The organism is Wenxinia saemankumensis (assembly GCF_900141735.1).
In the GTDB taxonomy this organism is placed as follows: domain Bacteria; phylum Pseudomonadota; class Alphaproteobacteria; order Rhodobacterales; family Rhodobacteraceae; genus Wenxinia; species Wenxinia saemankumensis.
Window position 1 is genome coordinate 695839 of record NZ_FQYO01000001.1, and the last position, 12464, is coordinate 708302.

Annotated in this window: 9 protein-coding genes; 7 read left to right on the top strand and 2 right to left on the bottom strand. The window is 71.3% G+C overall.

Annotated elements, in window-relative coordinates:
* The first annotated feature begins 52 nt into the window (after positions 1-52).
* From glgB to BUE30_RS03235, 6 genes are all read left to right on the top strand, one after another.
* Complete coding sequence (glgB, locus tag BUE30_RS03210) at positions 53-2245, top strand: 1,4-alpha-glucan branching protein GlgB (RefSeq protein WP_073326382.1); 2193 nt, start codon at positions 53-55, stop codon at positions 2243-2245.
* Between the two features lie 17 nt (positions 2246-2262).
* On the top strand, positions 2263-3519 hold the full coding sequence (gene glgC / locus BUE30_RS03215) for a glucose-1-phosphate adenylyltransferase (RefSeq protein WP_073326383.1): 1257 nt from the start codon (positions 2263-2265) through the stop codon (positions 3517-3519).
* A complete protein-coding gene (gene glgA / locus BUE30_RS03220; protein ID WP_073326384.1) occupies positions 3516-4943 on the top strand; it encodes a glycogen synthase GlgA in 1428 nt (475 codons plus the stop codon). Before glgC ends, glgA begins: the two co-directional genes overlap by 4 nt.
* A 9-nt stretch (positions 4944-4952) precedes the next feature.
* Positions 4953-7034 (top strand): glycogen debranching protein GlgX, encoded by a 2082-nt coding sequence (glgX, locus tag BUE30_RS03225; protein WP_073326385.1) that lies wholly within the window; start codon positions 4953-4955, stop codon positions 7032-7034.
* 60 nt (positions 7035-7094) lie between these two features.
* Positions 7095-8726 (top strand): alpha-D-glucose phosphate-specific phosphoglucomutase, encoded by a 1632-nt coding sequence (locus BUE30_RS03230; protein ID WP_073326386.1) that lies wholly within the window; start codon positions 7095-7097, stop codon positions 8724-8726.
* A gap of 256 nt (positions 8727-8982) precedes the next feature.
* Entirely contained in the window at positions 8983-9261 is a 279-nt protein-coding gene (locus BUE30_RS03235) for an ArsR/SmtB family transcription factor (RefSeq protein ID WP_073326538.1), read from the top strand.
* Between the two features lie 56 nt (positions 9262-9317).
* Here BUE30_RS03235 and BUE30_RS03240 read toward each other — a convergent pair whose 3' ends face one another.
* Together BUE30_RS03240 and BUE30_RS03245 are read right to left on the bottom strand one after the other, a co-directional pair.
* Positions 9318-10292, bottom strand: coding sequence for a molybdopterin-binding protein (locus BUE30_RS03240; protein ID WP_073326387.1), 975 nt, complete (start codon positions 10290-10292; stop codon positions 9318-9320).
* Between the two features lie 10 nt (positions 10293-10302).
* A complete protein-coding gene (locus tag BUE30_RS03245; RefSeq protein ID WP_073326388.1) occupies positions 10303-11265 on the bottom strand; it encodes an XdhC family protein in 963 nt (320 codons plus the stop codon).
* Positions 11266-11421: 156 nt separating this feature from the next.
* On the opposite strand from BUE30_RS03245, the gene BUE30_RS03250 reads away from it, so the two are divergent.
* Positions 11422-12132, top strand: coding sequence for an ImuA family protein (locus BUE30_RS03250; RefSeq protein ID WP_073326389.1), 711 nt, complete (start codon positions 11422-11424; stop codon positions 12130-12132).
* Positions 12133-12464: the final 332 nt, after the last annotated feature.

Sequence of the window (12464 nt, forward strand, 5' to 3'; positions counted from 1 at the left end):
CCGTTGATCGCTGCGGAGGGCGGCCTATCCTGAGGAAACGGGGAGGAAAATCATGGCCGACCATCTCGACGCCGACACCCTCGCCCGCCTCAACGAGGCGCGCCACGACGATCCGTTCTCGGTCCTCGGCCCGCACCGGGTCGGCCGGTCGCGCTGGGTCACCGCGATCGATCCCGGCGCGGACCGGCTGGAGGCCGTGATCGCCGGCAAGGCCCACCCGCTGGACCGCGCGGACGGGGCGGTCTTCACAGGCAAGGTCCCGGGGACGAAGCCCTACATCCTGCGCGGCCACGGCGCGGACGGCGCGACATGGGAATACGAGGACGCCTATCGCTTCGGCCCCGTCCTCGGCGAGCTCGACGAGTATCTGCTGGGCGAGGGACGGCATCACCGCCTCTGGGATGCGCTCGGCGCGCACCCGGCCGAGGTCGAGGGCGTGCGCGGCGCCCGCTTCGCCGTCTGGGCGCCGAATGCACGCCGGGTCTCGGTCGTCGGAGACTTCAATTCCTGGGACGGCCGCCGTCACGCGATGCGCCGCCGCGGCGGGACCGGCGTGTGGGAGATCTTCGTCCCCGGCGCCCATGACGGACAATCCTACAAGTACGAGATCGTCGGCGCCCACGGCCAGTTGCTGCCGGGCAAGGCCGACCCGGTCGGCTTCGGCGCGCAGCACCCGCCCGAGACGGCGAGCGTGATCCGCGACATCGCCGGCTACGGCTGGAGCGACGGCGCGTGGATGGCGGGGCGCGCGGCGCGCGGGCGGCGCGACGCCCCCGTGTCCATCTACGAGGTGCATCTGGGCAGCTGGCGCCGCCGCTGGGACGAGGGCGGACGCCCCCTCTCCTACCGCGAGGCGGCCCGCGACCTCGTCGGCTACGTGCGCGACATGGGCTTCACCCATATCGAGTTCATGCCGCTCTCCGAATACCCGTTCGACGGCTCATGGGGCTACCAGCCGGTCGGCCTCTTCGCCCCCTCGATCCGCTTCGGCCCCCCGCACGAGTTCCGCGACCTGGTCGCCGCGGCGCACGAGGCGGGGCTCGGCGTGCTGCTGGACTGGGTGCCGGGACATTTCCCGGCCGACGCCCACGGGCTGGCCCAGTTCGACGGCACCGCGCTCTACGAACATGCCGACCCGCGCGAGGGGTTCCACCAGGACTGGAACACGCTGATCTACAATTACGGCCGGGCCGAGGTGCAGAACTTCCTCGCCGCGAACGCGCTCTACTGGCTGGACGAGTACCATGTCGACGGGCTGCGCGTGGATGCGGTCGCCTCGATGCTCTACCGCGACTATTCCCGCCGCGAGGGGGAGTGGGTGCCGAACCGGCATGGCGGGCGCGAGAATCTCGAGGCGATCGAGATGCTCCGGCGGATGAACACGCTGGCCTACGGGGACCATCCGGGCGTGATGACCGTCGCGGAGGAGAGCACGTCCTACCCGCAGGTCTCGGCCCCCGTGGATGCCGGCGGGCTCGGCTTCGGCTACAAGTGGAACATGGGCTGGATGAACGACACCCTGTCGTACATGCAGCGCGATCCGCTCTACCGGTCCCACCACCATCACCAGATGACCTTCGGCCTGCACTACGCCTTCAGCGAGAACTTCATCCTGCCGATCAGCCACGACGAGGTCGTGCACGGCAAGGGATCGATGCTGCAGAAGATGCCGGGGACCGAATGGGAGAAGTTCGCGAACCTGCGCGCCTATTACGGATTCATGTGGGGGCATCCGGGCAAGAAGCTGCTCTTCATGGGCTGCGAATTCGCCCAGGGCCACGAATGGTCCCACGAGGGCGAGCTCGACTGGCACGCGGCCGGGCAGCCGATGCACGCGGGCGTTCAGACCCTGGTGCGCGAGCTCAACCGCCTCTACCGCGAGACACCGGCCCTGCATGTCAGGGATTGCGACCACGACGGCTTCCAGTGGATCGACGCCAGCGATGCCGATGCGTCGGTCTATGCCTGGCTGCGCAAGGGCGGGCCAGGGGACGCGCCGGTCCTCGTCGTCTGCAACATGACGCCGGTCGAACGCACCGGCCATCGGATCGGCGTGCCGCGGGCGGGCCACTGGACCGAGATCCTGAACACCGATGCCGGCCTCTTCGGCGGCGGCAACAGGGGCAACATGGGCGGGGCCAGCACGCAGGAGGAGGGCGCGCACGGTCACATGCAGTCCCTGTCGCTGACCCTGCCGCCGCTATCGACGCTGATGTTCCGGCTGGATGGCCGGACCGGCGGATGACACCGAGGGAGGACGTGATGGACAACCGCAGACTGGGCCAGCGCTCGATGGCGTTCGTGCTGGCGGGGGGCCGCGGCTCCCGGCTGAAGGAGCTGACGGACCGGCGGGTGAAGCCGGCCGTCTATTTCGGCGGCAAGGCCCGGATCATCGACTTCGCCCTGTCGAACGCGATGAATTCCGGCATCCGCAAGATGGCCGTCGCCACCCAGTACAAGGCGCACAGCCTGATTCGTCACTGCCAGCGCGGCTGGAGCTTCTTCCGGGCCGAGCGCAACGAGTTCCTCGACATCCTGCCCGCATCGCAGCGGATGGACGACGTCAACTGGTATCGCGGCACCGCCGATGCCGTGACCCAGAACATCGACATCGTGGACAGCTACGGCGTCGACTACATCGTGATCCTCGCGGGCGACCACATCTACAAGATGGATTACGAGATCATGCTCCAGGAGCATGTGGAAAGCGGCGCCGACGTGACCATCGGCTGTCTCACCGTGCCCCGGATGGAGGCGACCGCCTTCGGCGTGATGCATGTCGACGCGCAGGACCGGATCACCGACTTCCTCGAAAAGCCGGCCGACCCGCCCGGCACGCCCGAGGATCCCGAGGTCGCCCTCGCCTCGATGGGGATCTACGTCTTCTCATGGCCCTACTTGCGCGAATTGCTGACGAACGACGCCGCGGATAACAGCTCCAGCCACGATTTCGGCAACGACCTGATCCCGGACATCGTCAAGAACGGCAAGGCGATGGCCCACCGCTTCGACCGGTCCTGCGTCCGGGCCGGGGGCGCGCCGGCCTACTGGAAGGACGTGGGCACGGTCGACGCCTTCTGGCGGGCCAATATCGACCTCACCGACTTCACCCCCGAGCTCGACCTCTGGGACAAGGACTGGCCGATCTGGACCTATTCGGAAAGCGTCCCGCCGGCGAAGTTCATCCACGACGAGAAGGACCGTCGCGGCATCGCGATCAGCTCGATGGTGTCGGGCGGCTGCATCATCTCGGGGACCGAGGTGCGCAACTCGCTGCTCTTCACCAACGTCCACACCAACAGCTACGCCGTGCTCGAGAACGCGGTCGTCCTGCCGCGGGTGAACGTGGGACGGCGGGCGCGGCTGCGGAACGTGGTGATCGACAGCGGCGTGCACATCCCCGAGCGGCTCGTCGTGGGCGAGGACGCGACCGAGGATGCCAGGTTCTTCCGCGTCTCCGACAAGGGCGTGACCCTCATCACCCAGCCGATGATCGACGCCTGGAAGGCCGCGCATTGACGCGCGTCCTCTCCGTCGCCTCGGAATGCGCGCCGCTGGTCAAGACCGGCGGGCTCGCCGACGTGGTGGGCGCCCTGCCCGCCGCGCTGGCGCCCGAGGGGGTCGAGATGCGCGTCCTGCTGCCCGGCTACCCGGCGGTCATGGCGGCGATGGAGGACGGGATCGTCCTGACCTTCGATCCGCTGATGGGCGGGGTCGGACGGCTGCTGCGCGGCCGCGTGGCGGGGGTCGAGCTCTACGTGCTCGACGCGCCGCATCTCTACGACCGCGGGGGGTCCGTCTACCTCTCGCCCGAGGGGCGGGACTGGGCGGACAATCCCGAACGCTTCGCCGCGCTCTGCTACGCCGCCGCGGCGATCGCGGATGGCGAGGCGGGCGACTGGCGGCCGGACATCGTCCATGCGCATGACTGGCAGGGCGGCCTCGTGCCCGAATTCCTCGACCAGCGCGGCCTGCGGGGACGCGTCGGGACCGTGCTCACGATCCACAACATCGCGTTCCACGGATACGCGCCGCCCGAGAGGGCCGGGGCGATGTGGCTGCGGCCGGAGGGCTTCACCCCGGAGGGCTACGAGTTCTGGGGACAGATCTCGGCCCTGAAGGCCGGGCTCGCCATGTCGGACCGGCTGACGACCGTCTCGCCCACCTACGCGGCGGAACTGATGACCGGGGCGTTCGGCATGGGGTTCGAGGGCCTCCTGCGGGCGCGGCGCGGCGACCTGACGGGCATCCTGAACGGCATCGACGAGGCGGTCTGGAACCCGGCCACCGACCCCGCCATCGCCGCCTACGACACGCCGAAGGGCAAGGCGAAGGCGAAGGCGGCGCTGCGCGTCGAGATGGACCTGCCGCAGGCGGAGGGACCGCTCTGCGTCGTCGTCAGCCGCCTGACCGAGCAGAAGGGCCTCGACCTGCTGCTGGAGGCGCTGCCGGTCCTGACGCGGCGCGGCGGGCAGCTCGCGCTGCTCGGCTCGGGCGATCCGGGGCTCGAATCGGCGTTCCGGGACCGGGCGGCGTCGGAGGCGAATGTCGCCGTCCGGATCGGCTACGACGAGGCGCTGTCGCACCGGCTGATCGCCGGGGGCGACGCGATCCTCGTCCCCTCCCGGTTCGAGCCCTGCGGCCTGACGCAGCTCTACGGCCTGCGCTACGGGACCGTGCCTGTCGTGGCGCTGACCGGCGGGCTGGCGGACACGATCGTCAACGCCTCTCCCGCCGGGCTGGCGGCCAGGGCGGCGACGGGCCTGCAATTTCATCCTGTTGCCCGCGAACCGCTCGAAGCGGCCCTCGATCGGCTTTGTGACCTCTTTGCGGACCGCCAGATGTTTACCCTTCTGCAAAAGAACGCGATGAAACATCCCGTCGGCTGGCAGCAGTCGGCCCGGGCCTACGCGGCCCTCTACCGGGACCTCCTTTCGCACTGATCCGGGGACATGGCGGGAAACATCGCGATCCGGGCCGGCCGCCCGAACCCCCTCGGCGCGACCTTCGACGGCGAGGGCACCAACTTCGCCGTCTTCTCGCAGCATGCGACGCGCATGTCGCTGTGCCTGTTCGACAGGGCGGGCAACGAATACCTGCTGATCGACCTGCCCGAGCGCAACGGCCATATCTGGCACGGCTACCTGCCCGGCATCGGGCCGGGCCAGCGCTACGGCTACCGGGCCCACGGCCCCTACCGCCCGGACGAGGGGCATCGCTTCAACCATCACAAGCTGCTGCTCGACCCCTATGCCAAGCAGCTGACCGGCCATCCCTACTGGCATGACGCGCTGATGGGCTACGAGGCGGGCAGCCGGCATGCCGACCTCACCTTCGATACCCGCGACAGCGCCCGCTACATGCCCAAATGCATCGTGGTGGATCCCGCCTTCTCGTGGGGGGCCGATAGCCGGCCCTCGCGCAAATGGTCGGACACGGTGATCTACGAGGCGCATGTCCGGGGCCTGACGATGCAGCGCGGCGACGTGACCGCGCCCGGCACCTTCCTCGCCATGGCGTCGGACCCGGTGCTCGACCACCTGACGAAGCTCGGCGTCACCGCGATCGAGCTGCTGCCCGTGCAGGCCTTCCTCAACGACCGCTGGCTGATCGAGAAGGGGCTGACGAACTACTGGGGCTACATGACCCACGGGTTCTTCGCCCCCGACCCGCGCTACCTGCATCACGGCCAGATCGCCGAGATGCAGCAGATGGTAGCCCGGTTCCACGCGGCGGGGATCGAGGTGATCCTCGACGTGGTCTACAACCACACCTCCGAGGGCAGCCAGCTGGGGCCGACCCTGTCCTTCCGCGGTCTCGACAATGCCAGCTATTACCGCCTGGCCGAAAGCCCGCGCTACTACATCAACGATACCGGCACAGGGAACACGCTCAACATGGATCACCCGATGGTCGTCCGCATGGTGCTCGACAGCCTGCGCTACTGGGCCGAGACGTTCCGCGTCGACGGCTTCCGCTTCGACCTCGCCACCACGCTGGCGCGGCGGGCGAGCGGGTTCGACCGGGACGGGCCGTTCCTGCAATCGATCCGGCAGGATCCCGTCCTCAGCCAGCTGAAGCTCATCGCCGAGCCCTGGGACGTGGGCCCCGGCGGCTATCAGCTCGGCGCCTTCCCCTATCCGTTCCGCGAATGGAACGACAAGTTCCGCGACCAGGTGCGCCGCTACTGGCGGGGCGATGACGGGCTGATGCGCAAGCTGTCCTCGCGCATCGTCGGCTCGGCCCCGCAATTCGACCACGACGACCGGCCCGCGACCTCGTCGGTGAACTTCCTCACCGCGCATGACGGCTTCACCCTGACCGACCTCGTCTCCTACGCGGAAAAGCACAACGAGGCGAACGGAGAGGAGAACCGCGACGGCCATTCGGACAACCATTCCGACAATCTGGGGGTAGAGGGGCCGACGACCGACCGCGCGGTGATCGAGGCGCGCGCCCGGCGGCGGCGGAACCTGATGGCGACGCTCCTGCTCAGCCAGGGCACGCCGATGATCCTCGCCGGGGACGAGATCGGCAATTCGCAGGGAGGCAACAACAACGCCTTCGGCCAGGACAACGCGGTCGGCTGGGTCGACTGGGACCATGCCGACCGCGACTTCCTGCTCTTCTGCCGCCGGATGATCTCCTTCCGCCGGGCCCATCCGATCCTGCGGCAGTACCGCTTCCTGCACTCCACCGCGCGGCGGATCGACGGGCGGGCCGACCTCTTCTGGTGGAACTACGACGGCACCCCGATGGCCGAGGCGGACTGGAACGATCCCGCCCACCGTTACCTCTGCGCCGAGATGCGCATCGCCTCGGGCACGCCGGAATACGCCAACAGCGAATTCACCGTCTTCCTCGTCCTCAATGCCGGGCCCGGCCTGACCGTCACCCTGCCCGCCCCCGCGCGCGGCCGCCGGTGGGTCCGCACGCTCGACGCGGGCAGCGGATCGTTCGAGCCGAAGCGCGTCTCGCAGCGGCTGCGCGTCGCTGCGGACACGGTTGTCGTCCTCGTGCAGGAGACCACATGATGCGCTGACGGCCCGGGCGCTTTCCGGGCTCCGCAACAAGACAAAGGAGGAGGGAGCCCCGTGGAACATTCCTACGTCGACAGCCGCCCGATCGCGGGCCAGAAGCCCGGCACCAGCGGCCTGCGCAAGAAGACGAAGGTCTTCATGCAGGCCCATTATCTCGAGAACTACGTCCAGGCGATCTTCGACGCGATCGGCGGGGCCGAGGGCAAGACGCTCGTCGTCGGCGGCGACGGGCGCTACTTCAACGACCGGGCGATCCAGGTGATCCTGCGGATGATGGCGGCGAACGGCGCCGCGCGCGCCGTGGTCGGGCAGAACGGCATCCTCTCCACCCCCGCGGCGTCGAACCTGATCCGCCAGCGCGGCACCGATGGCGGCCTGATCCTCTCGGCCAGCCACAATCCCGGCGGCGAGGACGAGGATTTCGGCCTCAAGTACAACACCCCCAATGGCGGCCCCGCGCCCGAGGCGGTGACCGACCGCATCTTCGTCGCCAGCCAGGCGATGGTGCGCTACCGGATCGCCGAGACGCAGGACATCGACCTCTCCGCCATCGGCGAGACCACGCTCGGCGACATGGCCGTCGAGATCGTCGATCCGGTCGTGGATTACGCCGCCCTGATGGAGCGTCTCTTCGACATGGACGCGATCCGGGGATGGATCGCGGACGGCCATTCCATCCGCTTCGACGCGATGCACGCCGTGACCGGGCCCTATGCCCGGGCGATCCTCGAGGGGCGGCTCGGCGCGCCCGAGGGGACGGTGGTGAACGGCACGCCGAGCCCCGATTTCGGCGGCGGCCATCCCGACCCGAACCCGACCTGGGCGAAGACGCTCTACGACGAGATGATGGGCAGGGACGCCCCCGATTTCGGCGCCGCCTCGGACGGGGACGGCGACCGCAACATGATCCTCGGCAGGGGGGTCTACGTCTCGCCCTCGGACAGCCTCGCGGTGCTGGCGGCCAATGCCACGCAGGCGCCGGGCTATGCCAGGGGCCTTGCCGGGGTCGCGCGGTCGATGCCCACCTCGGCGGCCGTCGACCGCGTGGCAGAGGCGCTGGGCATGGCGGCCTATGAGACGCCGACGGGCTGGAAGTTCTTCGGCAACCTGCTCGATGCCGGCAAGGTCACGCTCTGCGGCGAGGAGAGCTTCGGCACCGGATCGGACCACCTGCGCGAGAAGGACGGGCTCTGGGCGGTCCTGCTCTGGCTCAACATCCTCGCCGCGACCGGCAAGTCCGTGGCCGAGCTGATGGCCGATCACTGGCGGACCTACGGCCGCAACTACTATTCCCGCCACGATTACGAGGCGGTCGAGACCGAGGCGGCGAACGGTCTGATGGCGGGCCTGCGCGGCAAGCTGGACAGCCTCGTCGGCTCCACGGCCCGAGAGCTGGTCGTCACAAGCGCGGACGAGTTCGCCTATGACGATCCCGTCGACGGATCGCGGGCCGAGGGTCAGGGCATCCGCATCGGCTTCGAGGGGGGCGGGCGCGCCGTCTTCCGCCTCTCCGGCACGGGGACGGAAGGGGCGACGCTGCGCGTCTATCTCGAGCGGGTGGAGACCGATCCCGCCCGGCTCGACCAGGATCCGCAGGAAGCGCTGGCCCCCGTCATCGCCGCCGCGGATGCGGTCGCCGGCATCCGCGAGCTGACCGGCCGGGTCGCGCCCGACGTCGTGACCTGACGCGGAAAGGGGGGGCGGCGCCCCGGGCCGCCAAGCCCCCGCCGCCCTGCACGCAGCCCGCCGGGCCGCCCGCGACCGCGTCCGATCCGCGCCGCCGGCCCCGTCATCGGCGCGCGGATGCCGCTCGGCCCGGGCCGTTGCCCGTCATCGGCGCAGGGACTAGGATGGGGGTTCGGCCCACCGGGCGGCAGCCCCCGACAGGACAGGTCCCTTGACCGATACTCCCGATTTCTCGGATCCCGGAACGCTCGACAGGATGGGTGCGCAGGCGCTGGAGGCGGTGGCGATGCTCAAGGCGCTCGCCCATGAGGGGCGGCTGACGATCCTGTGCCAGCTCGCCGGCGGCGAGAAGTCGGTCTCCGAGCTCGAGGAAGTGCTGGGCGCGCGGCAATCGGCGGTGTCGCAGCAGCTCGCCCGTCTGCGGCAGGACGGCTTCGTCACCCCCCGGCGCGAGGGCAAGTCCATCCGCTACGCCCTCGCCGACCCGCGCGCCAAGCGCATCGTCGAGACCCTCTACGACATCTACTGCCGCTAGGCGGGACCGCCGGACCGCCCCGGCGGGGCCCGGCATCGCGTCGCGCGGGGCGGACCCTAGCCCTCGCGCGGTCGGCCCCGGTCAGGCGTCTCCTTCAGGAGGCCCCCGACGCCCATCCCCGCGATGTCGGCGCCGTCCACCGGGACCCCGCAGGCCACGCGCTCCAGCACCCAGTCCGCGCCGTTGCGCGCGGGTGACCGCGCGCAGCCCGGCAGCCCGATCACCGGCCGGTCTCCGAGCGCGCCGAGGAAGAGCAGGTTGCCCGGGTCCACCGGCATCCCGAAATGATCGACCCTTCCCCCCGCGGCGACGAGGGCGGCGGGGGCCACGTCGTCGATGTCGGACGTGGCCGACCCGGTGAGGATCAGGACGAGGTCGGCCTCCACCTCCGCCGCCAGCGCCCGGGCCAGCGCCCCCGTCTCGTGCGGGACCGACCGCTCGGGCAGCGACTCGAGCCCCAGCGCGGCGAGCCGGGCATGCACCGCCTTCGACTTGCCGGCCCTGTCCCCCGTCACCGTCTGGATCAGCCGGGCCCGGCGCCGCGCGACGCGATGGAAGGCGAAGGCGCCCCGCCCCGCCGCCGCCGCGCGGTCCAGCGCCTCCTCCGGCACGGCGTAGGAGATGATCTTGATCGTCGCCAGCATCGTGCCGGCATCGGCGCGGTACCATTCGGGCACCGTGGCGAGGGTGATCATCGGGTGGACCCGGTTCAGCGCGTCGACCGCCGCGCGGTCGATCCGCAGCACGCCCTTGCCGCGCGCGTAGAGGTTGGCGCGCCCCGTCGCCGCCCGCGAGGCGCGCAGCCCCGGGGCCAGCAGCGCGGCGGCGAGCCGGTCCGCGGCCGGGTCCTCGCCGATCTCGCCGGGATCGGGACGGGCGACGGTGACGCTGTCATGCCCGGCCCCGGCCAGCGCGGCCACGTCCTCCGCGCTCAGGACGCGGCCCTTCCTGAGCCGCGCGCCGGGCAGCTGCGTCGAGTGGGCGAGGATCGCGCCCGCCGCCTCGTCCACGGGGACCGGCCCGAATCTCATCGCGCGCGCCTCATCCCCGCCGCAGCCGCTCGGTGATCTGGGCGAGGATCGAGACCGCGATCTCGGCCGGGGAGCGCGCCCCGATGTCGAGGCCGACCGGCGCGTGGATCCGCGCGATCGCCGCCGCGTCGAACCCCGCCTCGCGCAGCCGCTCCACCCGCTTGGCATGGGTTCGGGTCGAGCCGAGACAGCCGAGATAGAACACCTCCGATCCCAGCCCCGCGCGGATCGCCGGGTCGTCGAGCTTGGGGTCGTGGGTCAGCGTCACCAGCGCGGTCCGCGCGTCGAGGCCGTGGCTCTCCAGCGCCGCGTCGGGCCAGTCGTCGAGGATCGGCGCGTCCGGGATCCGCGCGGCCGAGCCGAAGGCGGGGCGCGGGTCGATCACGGTCACGTCGTAGCCCGCGATCCGCGCCATCGGCACCAGAGCCTGGGCGATGTGGACCGCGCCGACGATCGCCATGCGCAGCGGCGGATTGTGGATCGCGACGAAGGTGCGCCCGTCCTCCTCCACGCCCGACCGGTCGAGGCGGAAGCGGTCCGGGTGATCCCCCGGCCCGGCGAGGCGGGGGGCCCCTCCCTCCAGGTCCGTGACGTAGGCCGCCGGCCGCCGCGCCGCCCGCGCCGCCACCAGGTCGGCCAGCACCGCCTCGGGCATCGCGGTGCCGACCGGCTCCACCAGCACCCGGATCGTGCCGCCGCAGGCCAGCCCCACGGCGAAGGCGTCGTCGTCGCTGACCCCGTAGGTCAGCAGGCGCGGCGCCCCGTCCTCCAGCGCCTCCAGCGCCTCGGCGACCACGGCGCCCTCGACGCAGCCGCCCGAGACCGAGCCCTCGATCGCCCCCTCCCCGTCGATGGCCAGCTGGCTGCCCACGGGACGGGGGGCCGAGCCCCAGGTCTCCACCACGGTGGCGAGCGCGGCGCCGCGTCCGGCGCGGTGCCAGTCGAGCGCGAGGGTCGGGATGTCGGGCGTCATGGGCGGATCCTCCTCGCGCGGAGGATGCGCCCCGCGCGGTCAGAGCGCAACCGGGCCCGGAGGGGCGGCGGGATGCGATCCGGGTTTGACCGGCGGCGCGACTCACCCTAGAACGGAGAGAGAACATAAAGCGAACATCCAGACCCAGAGGATCCCTTGTCGTGCACCCCGCCCGATCCCGCCTCGCCCCTTGCCGACCTGCCCGCGCCGCGGCAGCCCAGCCGCCTGCGCCAGAAGGGCGACAGGCCCATGGGCACCCTGTCAGAGGTCTTTTCCGACAGCGCCGCGGACGGGGCGGCGACGGGATTCGTCCTGGCGCAGCTGCCCCTGGACGGGCCGGTGCTCTGGGTGCAGGACCGGCTCTCCCGGCGCGAGGCAGGAATGCCCTGCATGGCCGGCCTGCCGGAGGGGTTCGACCCGATCTACGTCACCGTCCCGCGCCCCGTCGACGTGCTCTGGGCGCTGGAACAGGGGCTGGGGGCCGCGGGGCTCGTCGGGGCGATCGGCGAGGTCTGGGGGGATCCGCCGCAGCTCGACTTCACCGCCAGCAAGCGTCTGGCGCTGCGCGCCGAGGCGCAGGGCGTGCCCTGCTGGCTGATGCGCCGCGCCGCGACGCCGGCGCTCTCGGCCGCGCGCGAGCGATGGCGCGTCGGCTCGCTGCCCTCGCTGCCCGATCCGGACGATTCCCGCGCGCCGGGACAGCCGCTCTGGCGGGCGGAGCTGTTCCGTTCGCGCTTCCGCGCCCCCGCCTCCTGGGTGGCACGTCATGAGGAAGAGCGCGGACTGGTGCTGGAACACGGGATCGAGGCTGGCCGCGAGGCCGCCCCGGGCGGGGGCCCGGAGGCGGACATCGCGGCGGGGCCCTGACGGCACGAGCATGCCGGGGCATGCGCCGGTCCGCGGCCTCGCGCTCCCGTCAGATAGCCGCCGCGGCATGTGCGATCCCCGCAAGAAAGGGGCGCGCGTCCCGTCCCGCGCGGAGACGGAGGGCCCGGGGTCAGGCCCGGGGTCAGGCCCGGGGTCAGGCCCGGGGCCAGGCCCGGGGCCAGGAAGGAATCTCGCGATCATGACCCCCAGGATCATGCGGCCCGGCACCACGGCAGCCGGGATCGCGGGCGACGGAGTGACGCCGGCAGGCAGGAGGACACGATTCATGGACCCGCATCGATGCCCCCCCGGGGGGCCCACCTCCCCCGGAA

Bases quoted from the DNA above. Each gene is read 5' to 3' on its own strand.
- BUE30_RS03235 (WP_073326538.1), top strand. From the start codon at position 8,983: ATGGGTGCGCAGGCGCTGGAGGCGGTGGCGATGCTCAAGGCGCTCGCC.
- BUE30_RS03240 (WP_073326387.1), bottom strand. From the start codon at position 10,292: ATGAGATTCGGGCCGGTCCCCGTGGACGAGGCGGCGGGCGCGATCCTC.
- glgC (WP_073326383.1), top strand. From the start codon at position 2,263: ATGGACAACCGCAGACTGGGCCAGCGCTCGATGGCGTTCGTGCTGGCG.
- BUE30_RS03245 (WP_073326388.1), bottom strand. From the start codon at position 11,265: ATGACGCCCGACATCCCGACCCTCGCGCTCGACTGGCACCGCGCCGGA.
- glgB (WP_073326382.1), top strand. From the start codon at position 53: ATGGCCGACCATCTCGACGCCGACACCCTCGCCCGCCTCAACGAGGCG.
- glgX (WP_073326385.1), top strand. From the start codon at position 4,953: ATGGCGGGAAACATCGCGATCCGGGCCGGCCGCCCGAACCCCCTCGGC.